17 protein-coding genes are annotated in these 14,777 nt (G+C 73.9%); 10 read left to right on the top strand and 7 right to left on the bottom strand.

All coding sequences use genetic code 11. The features are described 5' to 3' along the window. Window positions 1-11 precede the first annotated feature (11 nt). On the top strand, window positions 12-746 hold the full coding sequence (locus KO717_RS20410; RefSeq protein WP_301370032.1) for a futalosine hydrolase: 735 nt from the start codon (window positions 12-14) through the stop codon (window positions 744-746). After that, on the top strand, window positions 724-1,590 hold the full coding sequence (locus KO717_RS20405) for a 1,4-dihydroxy-6-naphthoate synthase (RefSeq protein ID WP_301370030.1): 867 nt from the start codon (window positions 724-726) through the stop codon (window positions 1,588-1,590). Before KO717_RS20410 ends, KO717_RS20405 begins: the two co-directional genes overlap by 23 nt. A 75-nt stretch (window positions 1,591-1,665) precedes the next feature. On the opposite strand, the gene KO717_RS20400 is transcribed toward KO717_RS20405, so the two are convergent. Beyond that, entirely contained in the window at window positions 1,666-2,049 is a 384-nt protein-coding gene (locus KO717_RS20400; RefSeq protein WP_030012939.1) for a cold-shock protein, read from the bottom strand. A 178-nt stretch (window positions 2,050-2,227) separates the two neighbouring features. Here KO717_RS20400 and KO717_RS20395 point away from each other — a divergent pair, with 178 nt between their 5' ends. Further along, on the top strand, window positions 2,228-2,479 hold the full coding sequence (locus KO717_RS20395) for a hypothetical protein (protein ID WP_030387359.1): 252 nt from the start codon (window positions 2,228-2,230) through the stop codon (window positions 2,477-2,479). Window positions 2,480-2,507: 28 nt separating this feature from the next. Here the strand turns inward: KO717_RS20395 and KO717_RS20390 are convergent, their stop codons facing one another. Continuing rightward, the gene (locus KO717_RS20390) at window positions 2,508-3,125 is read right to left on the bottom strand and encodes an HAD family hydrolase (RefSeq protein WP_301370025.1); all 618 of its coding nucleotides are present in this window, start codon (window positions 3,123-3,125) and stop codon (window positions 2,508-2,510) included. 211 nt (window positions 3,126-3,336) lie between these two features. Here KO717_RS20390 and KO717_RS20385 point away from each other — a divergent pair, with 211 nt between their 5' ends. Both KO717_RS20385 and KO717_RS20380 read left to right on the top strand, forming a co-directional pair. After that, window positions 3,337-3,837: a SigE family RNA polymerase sigma factor gene (locus KO717_RS20385; RefSeq protein ID WP_301370024.1), complete on the top strand. Its 501-nt coding sequence runs from the start codon at window positions 3,337-3,339 to the stop codon at window positions 3,835-3,837. Window positions 3,838-3,846: 9 nt separating this feature from the next. Next, window positions 3,847-4,689 carry a hypothetical protein gene (locus tag KO717_RS20380; protein WP_301370023.1) on the top strand — a complete coding sequence of 281 codons (843 nt, stop codon included), beginning with the start codon at window positions 3,847-3,849 and terminating at the stop codon, window positions 4,687-4,689. Between the two features lie 20 nt (window positions 4,690-4,709). Here the strand turns inward: KO717_RS20380 and KO717_RS20375 are convergent, their stop codons facing one another. Then, complete coding sequence (locus KO717_RS20375) at window positions 4,710-5,717, bottom strand: hypothetical protein (protein WP_301370022.1); 1,008 nt, start codon at window positions 5,715-5,717, stop codon at window positions 4,710-4,712. A gap of 86 nt (window positions 5,718-5,803) precedes the next feature. Here KO717_RS20375 and KO717_RS20370 point away from each other — a divergent pair, with 86 nt between their 5' ends. Further along, on the top strand, window positions 5,804-8,296 hold the full coding sequence (locus KO717_RS20370; RefSeq protein ID WP_301370020.1) for a helicase C-terminal domain-containing protein: 2,493 nt from the start codon (window positions 5,804-5,806) through the stop codon (window positions 8,294-8,296). Between the two features lie 80 nt (window positions 8,297-8,376). Continuing rightward, window positions 8,377-8,973, top strand: a complete 597-nt coding sequence (locus KO717_RS20365; RefSeq protein ID WP_301370019.1) for a DUF4291 domain-containing protein — start codon at window positions 8,377-8,379, stop codon at window positions 8,971-8,973. A gap of 9 nt (window positions 8,974-8,982) precedes the next feature. Here the strand turns inward: KO717_RS20365 and KO717_RS20360 are convergent, their stop codons facing one another. Continuing rightward, window positions 8,983-9,525: a DoxX family protein gene (locus KO717_RS20360; protein ID WP_301370017.1), complete on the bottom strand. Its 543-nt coding sequence runs from the start codon at window positions 9,523-9,525 to the stop codon at window positions 8,983-8,985. Window positions 9,526-9,706: 181 nt separating this feature from the next. Between KO717_RS20360 and KO717_RS20355 the strand changes: the two genes are divergently transcribed. Beyond that, entirely contained in the window at window positions 9,707-10,531 is an 825-nt protein-coding gene (locus KO717_RS20355) for a hypothetical protein (RefSeq protein WP_301370015.1), read from the top strand. Between the two features lie 25 nt (window positions 10,532-10,556). Here KO717_RS20355 and KO717_RS20350 read toward each other — a convergent pair whose 3' ends face one another. Both KO717_RS20350 and KO717_RS20345 read right to left on the bottom strand, forming a co-directional pair. Next, window positions 10,557-11,042 (bottom strand): N-acetyltransferase, encoded by a 486-nt coding sequence (locus tag KO717_RS20350; RefSeq protein WP_301370014.1) that lies wholly within the window; start codon window positions 11,040-11,042, stop codon window positions 10,557-10,559. Beyond that, window positions 11,039-11,599: a peroxiredoxin-like family protein gene (locus KO717_RS20345; RefSeq protein ID WP_301370012.1), complete on the bottom strand. Its 561-nt coding sequence runs from the start codon at window positions 11,597-11,599 to the stop codon at window positions 11,039-11,041. Before KO717_RS20345 ends, KO717_RS20350 begins: the two co-directional genes overlap by 4 nt. A gap of 68 nt (window positions 11,600-11,667) precedes the next feature. Here KO717_RS20345 and KO717_RS20340 point away from each other — a divergent pair, with 68 nt between their 5' ends. Next, the gene (locus KO717_RS20340; RefSeq protein WP_301374631.1) at window positions 11,668-12,285 is read left to right on the top strand and encodes a TetR/AcrR family transcriptional regulator; all 618 of its coding nucleotides are present in this window, start codon (window positions 11,668-11,670) and stop codon (window positions 12,283-12,285) included. A 116-nt stretch (window positions 12,286-12,401) separates the two neighbouring features. Beyond that, window positions 12,402-14,045 (top strand): DNA repair helicase XPB, encoded by a 1,644-nt coding sequence (locus tag KO717_RS20335; RefSeq protein WP_030387353.1) that lies wholly within the window; start codon window positions 12,402-12,404, stop codon window positions 14,043-14,045. Here KO717_RS20335 and KO717_RS20330 read toward each other — a convergent pair. Next, a complete protein-coding gene (locus KO717_RS20330; protein ID WP_301370010.1) occupies window positions 14,003-14,770 on the bottom strand; it encodes a glycosyltransferase 87 family protein in 768 nt (255 codons plus the stop codon). The two genes, KO717_RS20335 and KO717_RS20330, sit on opposite strands and share 43 nt — an antisense overlap. Window positions 14,771-14,777 lie beyond the last annotated feature (7 nt).

Below are 14,777 nucleotides of genomic sequence, written 5' to 3'. Positions count from 1 at the left end.
GGGCGGCGGCGGTGCGCGCGCTCGTCGTGACCGCGGTGGCGGCGGAGGCAGACTCCGTCACCACCGGTCTGACCCCTCATCCGGACGCTTTCGGCCCCGGTCCGCGCACGCTGCCCGGCGGCTACCTCATCAACCGCCGGGACCTTCCTGGCATCGCCTTCGACGTGCTCGTCGGGGGCGTCGGTCCGGCGGCGGCCGCCGCCGGGGCCGCCACCGCCCTGGCCCTCGCCGACTACTCGCTCGTCGTCTCCGCCGGCATCGGCGGCGGGTTCGCGCCCGCCGCCCCGCTCGGTTCCCTCGTGGTCGCCGACGCGATCGTCGCCGCCGACCTGGGGGCCGAGACCCCCGACGGCTTCCTCGACGTGACGGAGCTCGGCTTCGGGCACAGTGTGCACCTGCCGCCCGCCGAGCTCGCCGCCCGCGCCGCCGAGGCGACCGGGGCGCTGCTCGCGCCCGTGCTGACCGTCTCCACCGTGACCGGGACCGCCGCCCGGGCGGCCGCGCTCGCCGCCCGGCACCCGATGGCCGGGGCCGAGGCCATGGAGGGTTTCGGGGTCGCGGAGGCGGCCGCCGCTCACGGGCTGCCCGTACTGGAGATCCGCGCCGTGTCCAACGCCGTGGGCCCTCGTGACCGTGCCGCCTGGCGGATCGGGGACGCGCTGACCGCGCTCGCCGACGGCTTCCGTGTGCTGGGGCCCGTACTCGCGAACTGGGGAGAACGCCATGAGCAGCACCCGCACCGGTGAACCGCTGAAGATCGCCTATTCGCCCTGCCCGAACGACACCTTCGTCTTCGACGCGTGGGCCCACGGCCGGGTACCGGGCGCGCCCGCCCTCGACGTCACCTTCGCGGACATCGACCTCACCAACGGCATGGCCGAGCGCGGCGAGCTGGACGTGCTGAAGGTGTCGTACGCCGTGCTGCCGTGGGTGCTGGAGGAGTACGCGCTGCTGCCCTGCGGCGGGGCGCTGGGGCGCGGCTGCGGCCCGCTCGTGCTGACGCGCGAGCCGGGGCTGGACCTGACCGGGCGGACGGTGGCTGTGCCGAGCGAACGCTCCACCGCCTACCTGCTGTTCCGGCTGTGGGCCGCGGACGTGCTGCCGGAGGGCGTCGGCAAGGTCGTCGTCCTGCCGTTCCACGAGATCATGCCGGCGGTCCGGGACGGCCGGGTGGACGCCGGGCTGGTGATCCACGAGGCCCGGTTCACCTATCAGGACTACGGGTTGCACTGCCTGGCCGACATGGGTGAGCACTGGGAGTCCACGACCGGCCTGCCGATCCCGCTGGGCGCGATCATCGCCCGGCGCTCGCTGGGCGCGGAGCGGCTGCGCGCGCTGGCCGAGTCGGCCCGTACGTCGGTCCGGATGGCCTGGGACGACCCGGAAGCCTCCCGCCCGTACGTCCGCGCCCACGCCCAGGAGCTGGACCCGGCCGTCGCCGACCAGCACATCGGCCTCTACGTCAACGAGTTCACCGCCGACCTCGGCGACTCCGGCTACGCGGCGGTGCGCGGGCTGCTCACGCGGGCGGCGGCCGAGGGTCTGGTACCGGCCATCGCGCCCGGCTCGCTGGACTTCCCGCAGGACTGACCGCCCGCGCACACGGCTGCGCCCCGCCGCTCTTTCGAGTGGCGGGGCGCGGTCGTACGCGTGACGGTGCGGGGCTCAGACGTCGAGCTGGTCGGCCACCGCGCGCAGCAGTCCGGCGATCTTCGTGCCGTGCACCTTGTCGGGGTAGCGGCCGCGCTCCAGCATCGGGGTGATGTTTTCCAGGAGGGTCGTGAGGTCCTGCACGATGGAGGCGAGCTCGTCGGGCTTGCGCCGCTGCGCGGCCGCGACGGAGGGTGCCGGGTCCAGTACCGTCACCGAAAGTGCCTGGTCACCGCGCTGGCCCGCGACGACACCGAACTCGACGCGCTGGCCGGGCTTGAGGGCGTCCACCCCGGCAGGGAGCACCGACGAGTGGACGAAGACGTCGCCGCCGTCGTCGCGGGAGAGAAAGCCGAAGCCCTTCTCACTGTTGAACCACTTGACCTTGCCGGTAGGCACGTCCGTCCTCTGTCCTTGTGCTCGTCGGGGGTCCGAAGTGCCGTGAACGGCTCCGGACAACAGCGCAGCGGGCCATGTGTGACCCGCCACCTCAAGGCTAATGGTCGGGGGCCGGGTGACAAGACGTTCCCCGGTCCTTCACGGTCGGCTGCTTCGGCCAGGGAACTACCCTGGTGAGGTGACTGTTACTCCTCATTCAGACGAAGCGCGGCCCGGCGACGGACTGGTCAAGGCCGGCGGCATCGTGTTCATCGCCGGGGCCGTGGCCACGCTGGCGACCATGGCTCCGCTCTTTCTCGACATCGACCCGTTCCCGCCGTACGCGTGGGCGGTCTGCATGCTCATGGGCGTCGGCTTCGCCATCTCCGCGGCGGGCGTGCTCCGCTCGGCCGCGGCGCAGCGCCGGGCCGCCCGCGCCTCGCAGGCGTAGGGGCCACCCCTAGCGGCCCGGGAAGCTCTCAGACGGGCTGTGCGGCGACGTACTGCGCGAGCCACTGGGGCAGCGCGGTGAGGTCGGGCAGCACCACGTCGGCGCCCGCCTCGCGCAGTTCCTCCTCCGGGCACGGGCCGGTCGGCACCACCACGGACAGCGCGCCGGCCGTACGGGCCCCGCGTACGTCGCCGACGTGGTCGCCGACGTAGACCTGCGCCCCGTACTCGCGCAGCGCACCGGCCTTGGCCTCCGCCCAGAGCCAGCCGATGACCGCGTCGGCCTCGATGCCGAGGTGCGACAGGTGCAGGCGGGCGTTGGGCTCGTGCTTGGCCGTGACGACGATCGCGCGGCCGCCCAGCGCCTGGACGGCCTCGATCGCCTCACGGGCGCCCGGCATCGCCGGGGTCGGCCCGATGGCGTACGTGGGGTAGATCTCGCGGTAGCGGTCGGCCATGGCCGGGATCTCGGCCTCCGGGAACCAGTGCGCGAGCTCCTCCTCCAGCGGCGGCCCCAGCCGGGTGACCGCCTCGTCGGCGTCGATGAAGGTCCCCGTCTCGGCGGAAAGGGCCTGGTAGGCGGCCTTGATTCCCGGGCGCGAGTCGATGAGGGTCATGTCGAGGTCGAAGCCGACGGTGAGGTTCATACCGTCCATTGTGCCGAGGCACCCGCACGGCAGGCCGACTGCGGACCGACTGTGCGCCTACATCGGGGGAACACAGGCCGAAGACCGCCCGGCCTCCGGCGCGGCCCTCGGATCCTGCACCTCCTTCGCATCCCTCATGTCCGTGCTCAACCTTTTCCGGGCGGCAGCGCTCAGGACAGGGGTGAGACGGACGATGTGAAGGGGAGGGCGGATGCCACCAGGCACCGAGCACGACTTCGAGGCCTTTGCCCGGGCCGGTCAGCGCAAGCTGTACCGGACCGCGTACCTGCTGTGCGGGAACGCCGACGGCGCACGCGATCTGACGCAGACGACGCTCGCGAAGCTGTTCCAGCACTGGCGGCGGGTGTCCGCCGCCGAGTATCCCGACGCGTACGCCAGAACCGTACTCACCCGCACCTTCCTCGCCGAGCGGCGGCGGCGCCTGCGTGACCTGCTGGCCCACACGCGCGCCGATCCGCCGGCCCGGCCCGAGCACGCCGACCTGCGCGTCACCCTGCTCGCCGCACTGGCCGAACTCCCGCCGCGGGCCCGCGCCATGGTCGTCCTGCGCTACTGGGAGGACCTGAGCGTCGAGACCGTCGCCGAACTGCTGCGCTGCAGCGAGGGCACGGTCAAGAGCCAGTGCTCGCGCGCCCTGACGAAGCTGCGCGCGCGGCTCGGCGAGGCCCACATCTACGCCACCGAGAGCTGAGGAGACTCCATGGGTACCAACGAAGACCGCACGGACGACCGGGCCGCGGCCATGCTCGTCCGGGACGCGATGGACCGTGCGACCGCGGAACTGCCCGCCATGGTGGACCTGGTGGGCCCGGCCCGCGCCCAGGGCCTGCGCCGCAGGGCGCGCGTCCGGGCGGCGATCGGCGGTGCGGTACTGGCCGTGGCCGGGCTCGGCCTGGCCGGAGCCTTCGTCCTGCCGGGCGACGGCGACGGCCGGGGGGCGACCGGAGTCACCGGGGTCATCGACGTGGCCGCGCCGCCGGCGGGATCCGCACCGCCGCCGCCGGTCCACCTCGAACCCAGTCCGGGCGAATCGTCGATGGCCGACCTGCCGCCCGCCGAGCGGGCCCGGCAGGAGAACTTCCAGAACCAGGCCGTCGGCGTGCTCCAGCAGCTGCTGCCGCCGTCGGTCGGCACCGTGCAGCGGATCGACCTCGGCGTGCGGCACTACCAGGGCACCAAGGACGGCAAGACCTTCCACATCATCTTCTCGGTGCGGCCCTTCGAACCGGGCACCGCGCCCCAGGCCTGCCGCGAGATCAAGGGCACGGTCTGCTCGAAGACCACCCTGCCCGGCGGCATCGAGGCCGCCGCGTCGATCTCGCCGGTCGACAACGGCGACGTCACCGAGTCCCGGGCCTGGTTCCGTTACGGAACGAGCGACGTCTCGCTGGCCGTCGGCCCGCACGAGGCGTCGCACACCTCGGCGCCCGTCACCGCCCAACAGCTCCTCGACCTCGCCAAGTCCTCCGCCTTCCTCGACCTGGTCAAGGCGGCCGACCACGACCCGTTGGAGGAGATGCAGCGCACGATCCCGGCAGGCTGACCGGCCCGGCGCCCTCCGGGCTACCGCCGCCGCGCCCGCCACACCAGGTACAGCGCGGAGGCCAGCGCGGCGCCCCGCAGGACCCACGGCCACATCCCGTGCAGCGCCCCGCTCAGCTGATCGTCGGGCAGGGTCTCGCCCCACTTGCCGTTCATCCGGCCCCACACCCACAGCACCGCCGCCGCGAGCACCGCGCCGGGCGGGCCGAAGACCGCCCATTTGCGCTCGGCCGGCCCCAGCACGCGCGAGGCGAACGGAAGGAGCCAGCCGACCACGAGGAGCAGCCAGTAGCCGGTGGCCATACCGATGACGAGGACGGCCGCCGCCAGCAGGAGGAGGGCGTTCGGCCGCGGGCGGACGGCCGGGGCCGCCGGGGCTTCCGGTCCGGCGGCCCCGGCCGCCGCGTCCTTCTTCGCGCGCCGCCGCTCGCGCAGGAACCGTACGAGGCTCCGCGCGCGCCCCTCGTCCTGCGCGGGCGGCGCCGACCCGCCCTTGCCGGCCTCCGCCGACTCCTCCTCCGGGCCTTCCTTGAACAGGTCCGGGATCTCGATGCCGCCCGCGAAACCGTCGACCTGCGGGCCCGCCCCGTACGTCGCCGGGCTCACCCGCCACCAGTCGGGCTCGGCCCCTCCGGACGGGCCGAGCTCGTCCAGCCCGGCCAGGTGCGGCGGCACGTTCTCGGGCTCCGCCACCGGGCGGGCCGGAGCCGGCTTCCGGCTGCGCAGGCGGCCCGGACCCCGCTGGACGGGGACCGACAGTCCGGCGTCGGCGGGGGCCGCGGGGGCGGGGGCCGCGCCCTGCCGGGAGCCGAGGGTGTCCAGGACCTCCTCGGGCGTGCCGATCCGCTCCAGGATGCGCCGCACAGCGGCCGGGGTGTCCGGGTCGTACTTGGCGCGCCGACGGTCGATCTCGTCCCGCAGCCCCGACACCAGCCTCATCCGGTCGCCGGAGGACAGCTGCCGCTGTTGCGCCAAGTCCCCGACGCGGCTCAGATATTCGTAGACCAGATGGTCGCTTTCGATCCCCACGCCCAGGCTCCTCCCTTACCCCCTGTCCCGAAGGTAGCGCGTGCGCCCGTGGAGCTGCCGCGGGCGCAGCGGATACCGTTGACCGGATGGGGACCGGCCGACTGACCGGCCGACGCGACCAGGAGGCGACTGTGCCCGAGGCAAGCACTGCGGCGGGATCCGCCGGCGGGAGCCCGGCGGGAAGCTCCCCGCGTTCACTCGCCGAGGCGCTGCGCGCCCGTGACGACGCGGCGCTCGCGGCCCTGTTGCGCGCCCGCCCGGACCTGCTCGGGCCGGTGCCGGGCGATGTGACGCAGCTGGCCACCCGGGCCGGCACCCGGGCTTCGGTGGTGCGCGCCCTGGACCGGCTGGACCGGTTCGCCCTGCAGACCGCCGAGGCCCTCGCGGTGGGCCCGGAGCCGTGCCCGTACCCGGTGCTGGAGGGGCTGCTGACGGGCGGCGAGGACGAACGGGCCCGCGCCGCGCTCCCCGGCGCCCTGGCCACCCTGCGCGACCAGGCCCTGGTGTGGGGCGACGAGGACCGGCTGCGGCTGGTCCGCACGGCGCGCGAGCTGCTCGCCCCCTCGGCCTCCCGTCCCTCCCCCACCGGGCTGGGTCCGACCGTCGCCGAGGCCACGGCCGGGATGTCGCCGACCCGCGTGCAGGAGATCGTGGCGGCCGTCGGGCTCCCCGCCACCCACGACCCGGTGTCCGCGGTGACCGCGCTGACCGGGCTGTTCACCGATCCGCAGCGGATGTCGGCGCTGCTGGACGAGGCTCCGGCGGAGGCGCACCAGGTGCTGGGGCGGCTCGTGTGGGGGCCGCCGTACGGAGAGGTCACCCCGAATCCGACGCCGCCGGTGCGCTGGCTGCGCGACCGGGGGCTGCTGCTGCCCGCGACGGCTCGGACGGTCGTGCTGCCCCGCGAGGTGGCGCTGCACCTGCGCGGCGGGCTCGCGCACCGGGACACCGCGCCGGTGGCTCCGCCGGTGCCCGCGCACCGTGAGCACCGTCCACAGCTTGTGGACGCGAACGCCGCCGGGCAGGCGCTGGCCGCGCTGGCCACCGTCGAGGAGCTGGTGAAGTCCTGGGAGCACGCCGGTCCGCCGGTGCTGCGGGCGGGCGGGCTCTCCGTACGGGACCTGAAGCGGACCGCGGCCCTGCTGGACACGACCGAGCCGCAGGCGGCCTTCTGGGCCGAACTGGCGTATGCGGCCGGTCTTCTGGCCAGCGACGGGGAGGCGGACGAGCGGTACGCGCCCACCCCGGTCTTCGACGACTGGGTCGAACTGCCGCCCGCCGAGCGCTGGTCGCACCTCGTGGCCGCCTGGCTGCCGGCCACCCGCACGGCCCCGCTGGTCGGCGAGCAGGACACCAAGGGGCGCACGCTCTCGGCGCTCGGCCCCGAACTCGACCGCTCCGCCGCCCCCGAGGTGCGCCGGCGCGTGCTGGAACTCCTCGGGGACCTGCCCGAGGGCGCGTCGCCCGACCCGGACACCCTGCTGGCGCGGCTCGCCTGGGAGCGTCCCGTACGCGGGGCGAGCGATCTGCGGGCCCGGCTCGCGCACTGGGTGCTGGCCGAGGCGGAGGTCCTCGGCGTGACCGGCCGGGGCGCCCTGTCCGGGCCCGGCCGGGCCCTGCTGGAGCACCGCGACCCGGCACCGCTGCTGGCCCCGCTGCTGCCGGAGCCGGTCGACCACGTACTGCTCCAGGCCGACCTGACGGCCGTGGCCCCGGGCCCGCTGCGCCGCCCGCTGGGCGACACCCTCGCCGTGCTCGCGGACGTGGAGTCCAAGGGCGGGGCGACGGTGTACCGGTTCACGCCCGGCTCGGTGCGCCGGGCCCTGGACGCCGGTCATGCCGCCGCGGACCTGCAGGCCTTCCTCAAGGAGCACAGCCGTACGCCGGTGCCGCAGCCGCTGGCGTACCTGATCGACGACGTGGCCCGCCGGCACGGACACCTGCGGGTCGGCGCGGCCTCCTCGTACGTGCGCTGCGACGACGACGCGATGCTGGGCGAGATCCTCGCCGACAAGCGGTCGGCCGGGCTGGGACTGCGCCGCCTCGCGCCGACGGTGCTGGCGGCTCAGGCGGATCCGACCGTCCTGCTGGAGGGGTTGCGGGCGATGGGGTACGCGCCGGCCGCGGAGTCCCGTACCGGCGACGTGCTGGTGGCGCGGGCCGACGCCCACCGCACCCCGGCCCGCTCGGCGCCCGTACCGGTGCCGGAGGGTCCGCCGGTGCCGGACCGGGCGCTGCTGGCGGCGGCCGTACGGGCGATCCGCGCGGGCGACGTGGCGGCGACGGCGGTGCGCAAGGAGCCCGCGACGGCCTCCGCCGCCGGGACCGGGGTGCCGGGCGAACTGCCGCGCACGAGCGCGGCGGAGACCCTGGCGACGGTGCAGGCGGCTGCGCTGACCGGGTCGGCGGTGTGGATCGGGTACGTGAACGCGGAGGGCGCGGCGAGCCAGCGGGTCATCGCGCCGGTCCGGGTGGAGGGCGGCTTCGTCACCGGGTACGACCACACGGCGGACGAGGTACGGACGTACGCGCTGCACCGGATCACCGGTGTCGCGGAGCTGGCGGACGACCAGGTGTAGGGGCCCGGGCGGCTCCCGGTCCGCGCCACCCGCGCCGAAAACCGATGGTCAGCAGGGTGACGGGCCGTCATCCTGGGCCCATGTCCGACGACCATGTCCCGAACCGCCAGATCCGCGCGGCGCACACCGACTCCACGATCACGGTGTACCAGGCCTACTCCCCCTTGCTCGGGGTGCCGGCCGCCCGCGACGGCCGCTTCCCGCCCGCCTGGAAGCGCGAGCGGATGACGTGGATCAAGCCGTCGTTCCTGTGGATGATGTACCGCTGCGGCTGGGGGTCCAAGGACGGCCAGCAGACAGTCCTGGCGATCGAGATCACCCGTGAGGGCTTCGACCGGGCGCTGCGCGACGCGTGTCTGTCGCACTACGCGCGGGGCGTGCACGCGGACCGGACGGCCTGGAAGGAAGCACTGCGCGGGGCGCCGGCCCGGGTCCAGTGGGACCCGGAGCGGGACCTGCGGCTGAATCCGCTGCCGTACCGCTCGCTCCAGCTGGGCCTGTCCGGTCCGGCGTCGCGGGCGTACGCCGACGAGTGGACGGTCTCCATCCGTGATGTGACCGGGCTGGCCCGGGAGATCCGCGGTCTGCTCGGGTCCGGGGACGAGGCGGCCGCGCACGCCCTGCTGCCCGTGGAGACCCCGTACCCCGCGGGTCCGCTGCCCCACCTGGGGGCTTAGCCCGTCGGGTCAGTCGCGGACGAGCAGGACGACGAATCCCGCGACGACACCCACCAGCAGGGCGAGCAGGGCGTAGCGGGGCCGGTTCTCGCGCAGCACCGGGAGGTGGTGGTCGACGGCGAAGCGGCCCGGCCCGGTGAGGGTGAGGGCGACGATCGCGGCGAACAGCACCACTTCGAGTTCCACGCCCTTGGGCGGGAAGTAGGCGCTCAGGCCCCGGACGTCGAGGACGTTGATGAAGGTGCCGGTCAGGGCCGCTCCGGCGAGCGGGGTGAGCAGGCCGAGGGCGAGGCCGAGGCCGCCCAGGGTCTCGGCGAGACCGGCGATGACGGCCATGGCGTCCCCGGCGGGGTAGCCGGCCGCCGTGAAGCCCTTTCCGGTCGCGCTGAGGCCCGGGCCGCCGAACCAGCCGAAGAGCTTCATCGTGCCGTGGCCGGCCATGCTCAGGCCGACGACGAGCCGGAGCAGGAGCAGCCCGGTGTCGTGGGTGACGGTGGTGGCGGGAGCCGAGGAGGTGCTGAGGAGCGTGCGGTCCCAGCTTGCTTGCGTCATGAGGGTCCGTTCCGACGTCGCCTGTGGGCGCCTGTCACCCTAGGCGGGGCGTCGGTGACGCTCCGGGAGCGACGTCTGCGCTCGTCCCATCGGCCCACGGCGTCTACCCGTTCGGCCCTGGAACTCCTGAACACACCCCCGGGAAGGGGCCGCCGCCGGTGGCCCGCTACTGTCCCGAACCATGTCTGAGCTGCCCGATTTCCACAGCGCCATCGTCTACCTGATCAACGCGGACTCCGCCCGGGCGACGCTTCCGTTCCAGCGGGTGAACCGGGCGGAGCACCACGCGACGGCGTTCTGGTTCAACGAACTCGTGAAGGAGACCGCCGAGGGTGCGGTCGTCCGGCAGTACCTGGTGACCGCCGGTGAGCCGACGAGGGTCGAGGCGGCCGAGATCACCCTCCGTCCGGAGCTGTGCTACCCCGCGATGAGCGCGGACAAAGTGGCGATCATGGGCTTCGCCGAGGGGTGGATCCACCTCGACGACCTGGGTGTGGCGGTCATGCCCGACACCGCGCTGTACGCGTACGCCGAGCGCAAGGGGTGGAGCTGGACGACCGACGAGATCACCGACGGTGTCGCGGCCACGGAGGAGGACATCGCCCGAATCGGTGGGACGCCGGTCCCCGCCTACCTGCTGGGCCACCCCGTCGACGCCGAGAGCGGCGCGCGGGAGCAGGCCCTCGTGGTCGGGGAGATCGTGCGCACCGACGAGGACGGCGTCCGCTGGGTCGGGACCCTGCCGCAGGGGTGCGTCGGCGCACCGGTGTTCATCGGCGCCGTACTCGGCGAGAACAGCTTCACGCTGGTCTGCGTCGGCGTGGCGCTGCCCGGGGAGGGGCATCACCCGATCGCGACCTTCGACCGTATCCGCGCCGCCTTGCTCACCGTCGCCCCGGAGCAGCGCGACCTCGCCCCCGACGGCACGGTCACCGCCACCGCTGCCGCCGTTCCGGAGCCTGGGTCCGCCGCGCCGAAGCGCCGCTGGTGGCAGCGGCGCGGCTGATGCCGGCCGCCGGGGAACACCGGTCCTACCTGGAGGCGTAGTCGATCCGTCCGGCGTCGGAGGGCCACACCTCACGGAGCCAGCGGGTGATCCTCTCGTGGACGGGCCCGTCCAGAGCGGCCCGGTCGGCGCGCACCCAGTGGCTGACGACGACCCGCCGGGCGTCCTCCCGGGAGGGGTGGATGTACAGGCAGCCGATCACCTCGTCCTCGCCGTCGCCGTCGCCGCCGATTTCCAGGAGGCTGTAGGCGAAGGCGGAACGTTCCTCGAACTCCCGCGCGTGCCGGACCAGGTCGGCGAGGTTCGCCTCGGCGGACATCCCCGCGACCGGCGGCCAGCCCCGCCCCACGAACCCGGGCGTCGTCCTGATGTGCGCGATGCTCCCGGTCCAGGCGGCCAGGTCCCGCTCGTTGTGCTCGGCGCCGAGGGGCTCCAGCCGGAAGCCGTCGGCGAGGAGGGTCCGCGGTACCGCGAAGCCGGCGGGCACGAAGGTCTGTTGATCTTGGTTCATGCCAGGACGGTACGTGCCTCCGCCGCGAGGTCCAGCAGCTTTTCCACCGGCCACTGGTCGTCCGCGTGCACCCCGTATCCGGCGGCCAGGACGCGTCCGTCCGGCGCGATCAGGAAGTCCGCCGGCAGCCCCAGGCGCCCGCCGTCCTGGACGAGCGCCGGCGGCTTCGCCCGGCCGCGCAGGATGTCGAGCGTGCCGACGGCGATCGCCCGCCAGGCGCGCGCGGCCAGCAGGGCGCGGTAGGACGACTCGACGCCGAACTCGGCGTACAGCCGCTTGCGGGGGTCCGCGACGACGGCGAAGGGCAGGTCGGCGACGTGCTCGCGCAGTTCGTCGGCGCCGGAGTGGAAGACCACGACCTCCCGGATCCCGGCGGCTTCTATCTCGGCGTGCCGCCGCACCACCGAGCGCAGGTGCAGATGGCAGATGGGGCAGCCGGCGAACCGGCGGAACTGGAGGTGGACGAGGCGTCCGGGGTCGGGGACGGCCACGGGGGCGCCGTCCGCGACGGCGGTGAGGGTGCGGGTACGGACGACGGAACCGGTGTCGAGCTGCACTGAGGTCTCCTCCGTAAGCGTATGACGTACACCTACAGCGTAAGCGTATGTCGTACGCTGTCAACACCATGCCGCGTCCCCGCTCACTCACCCCGGACCAACTGGCCGCCGCGGCCCTCACCGTGATCGACCGTGAGGGTCTGCCCGGGCTGTCCATGCGTGCCGTCGCCGTCGAACTCGGCATCAGCACCATGGCCCTGTACCGGTACGTCCAGGACCGCGGGGAACTGGAGGCCCTCGTCGTCGAGCTGGTCCTCGGCTCCGTCGACAGCACCCCGCCGCCCCTGACCGCCGGCCCCTGGCGCGCCCGCATCACGCTCCTCGTCGACCGGATGCGCGACACCGTCGCCGCGCACCCCGCCGTGCTGCCGCTCACCATGAGCCACCGGCACCGCTCCCCCGGCGTGCTGCGCTGGGGCGAGACCGTCCTCGGGGTGCTCGGCGAGGCCGGGTTCGGGCCCGAGGAGCGGATCATCGCCCTGCGGGCCCTGCTCGCCTACGTGATCGGCGCGATCCAGCAGGAACACCTCGGCGCCCTCTCCGGCGCGGGCACCGCCGCGATCGCCGAGCTCCCGGCGGAGGAGTTCCCGTACATGACCGAAGCCGCGGCCGGCGCCCGCTCCCTCACCCCGGACCGCGAGTTCCACGGCGGCCTCGCCCTGCTCCTGGACGGCCTGGGCCGCTGACCCGCCCGGTGCGCCACGTGGTGCCCCGCATGGTGTCCCGCCGAAGCGCCGTGTTCCCACCCTCCGCGCCGTACGGCACACTGGAGGTTTGACCTGAATGAAACGGGGCGCCGCGCGTGAATGGTCCACTCATCGTCCAGAGCGACAAGACCCTCCTTCTCGAAGTCGACCACGAGCTCGCCGGAGCCGCCCGGCGTGCCATCGCCCCCTTCGCCGAGCTGGAGCGGGCCCCCGAGCACATCCACACCTACCGGATCACCCCGCTCGGCCTGTGGAACGCCCGGGCCGCCGGCCATGACGCCGAGCAGGTCGTCGACGCGCTCGTCGAGTACTCCCGCTACCCCGTCCCGCACGCGCTCCTCGTCGACGTCGCCGAGACCATGGCGCGCTACGGCCGCCTGACCCTCTCCAAGCACCCCGTGCACGGACTGGTGCTGACCAGCACCGACCGGCCGGTGCTGGAGGAGATCCTGCGGTCCAAGAAGGTCGCCCCGCTCGTCGGTGCGCGGCTCGACGCCGACACCGTGGCCGTGCACCCCTCCGAGCGCGGGCAGATCAAGCAGACGCTGCTCAAGCTGGGCTGGCCCGCCGAGGACCTCGCCGGCTACGTCGACGGCGAGGCCCACCCGATCGACCTGGCCGAGAACGGCTGGGCGCTGCGGCCGTACCAGCAGCAGGCCGTCGAGGGCTTCTGGCACGGCGGCTCCGGCGTGGTCGTGCTGCCCTGCGGCGCCGGCAAGACGCTGGTCGGTGCCGGGGCCATGGCGATGGCCAAGGCGACGACGCTGATCCTGGTGACGAACACCGTCTCGGCCCGCCAGTGGAAGCACGAGCTGGTCAAGCGGACCTCGCTGACGGAGGACGAGATCGGCGAGTACTCCGGTACCCGCAAGGAGATCCGGCCCGTCACCATCGCCACCTACCAGGTCCTGACGACCAAGCGGAAGGGCGTCTACCCGCACCTGGAACTCTTCGACTCCCGGGACTGGGGCCTGATCGTCTACGACGAGGTGCACCTGCTGCCCGCGCCGGTCTTCAAGTTCACCGCCGACCTGCAGGCACGCCGCCGGCTCGGCCTGACCGCGACGCTGGTGCGCGAGGACGGGCGGGAGTCGGACGTCTTCTCCCTCATCGGGCCGAAGCGGTTCGACGCCCCGTGGAAGGAGATCGAGGCGCAGGGCTACATCGCGCCCGCCGACTGCGTGGAGGTCCGGGTCAATCTGACGGAGTCGGAGCGGCTCGCGTACGCGACGGCCGAGACGGAGGAGAAGTACCGCTTCTGCGCGACGACGGCGACCAAGCGCAAGGTCACCGAGGCGCTGGTGGCCAAGCACCGCGGTGAGCAGACCCTCGTCATCGGGCAGTACATCGACCAGCTCGACGAGCTGGGCGAGCACCTGGACGCCCCCGTCATCAAGGGCGAGACGTCCAACGCGCAGCGCGAAAAGCTCTTCAACGCCTTCCGCGAGGGCGAGATCAGCGTGCTGGTCGTCTCGAAGGTCGCGAACTTCTCCATCGACCTGCCGGAGGCCACCGTCGCCATCCAGGTGTCGGGCACCTTCGGCTCCCGCCAGGAGGAGGCCCAGCGCCTGGGCCGCGTGCTGCGGCCGAAGGCGGACGGCCACGAGGCGCGCTTCTACTCGGTCGTCGCGCGCGACACGATCGACCAGGACTTCGCGGCGCACCGCCAGCGGTTCCTCGCCGAGCAGGGGTACGCCTACCGGATCATGGACGCCGACGAGCTGCTGGCGAGCGACTGACTCCGGCACGCACGGGCGGTCAGGACGGCCAGTAAGGGAGCGCACCAGACCCACAGCGGCGGCCAGTCCAGTACGAGGGCCCGGGCCGCGTCGGCCAGGTGCCGGGTCCAGAACTCGGCGGAGGCCTCCGGCAGGACCAGCAGCCCGAGCAGGGCGGTCCCGGCCGAGGCCGCCAGTGCGGTGAGCCCGGCGCGGACGCGGCGGGTCAGCAGGAGGTAGGCGGCGATCGCCGCCGGGGCGAGGGTGATCCCGGCGGCGACGCCCAGCGCGAAGCCCTTGCCGAGCGCGGAGCGCGGCCGGCCGAGGTCCCACAGGACCAGGCAGGCGAGAGCCAGGTTGATCAGCCCGGGCAGCGGTGCCTGGAACAGCGGTTGCAGCCACAGCCCGGCGATGGTGGCGGCCAGCACGGGCCCGGGCCGGGACCTCAGTCCCGCCAGGCGGCAGGACAGCGTGATCAGCAGGGCGAGCAGGCCGGCGTTGCCGAGGACGAGGACGGCCTTCAGCGCGCCGCTCGGCAGCCAGGCGGCGGGCGTGAACAGGATCGCCGCGAACGGCGGATACGTGGCGGACGGCCCCCACTCGGCGGCGGAGAGACCCTGGACGAGGGCGTCGGCCACCGGAATGCGCAGCGCGATGCAGAGCACACCGAGCAGCAGCAGCGAGCCGGTCAGCAGCACACCGGCGAGGGACGACGGTGAGCGGCTGGGAACGGGACTCCGGGTCACCCGCGTG

It is taken from the genome of Streptomyces xanthophaeus (genome assembly GCF_030440515.1).
GTDB lineage: Bacteria > Actinomycetota > Actinomycetes > Streptomycetales > Streptomycetaceae > Streptomyces > Streptomyces kutzneri.
This window is presented reverse-complemented; position numbering and strand designations above follow the sequence as displayed.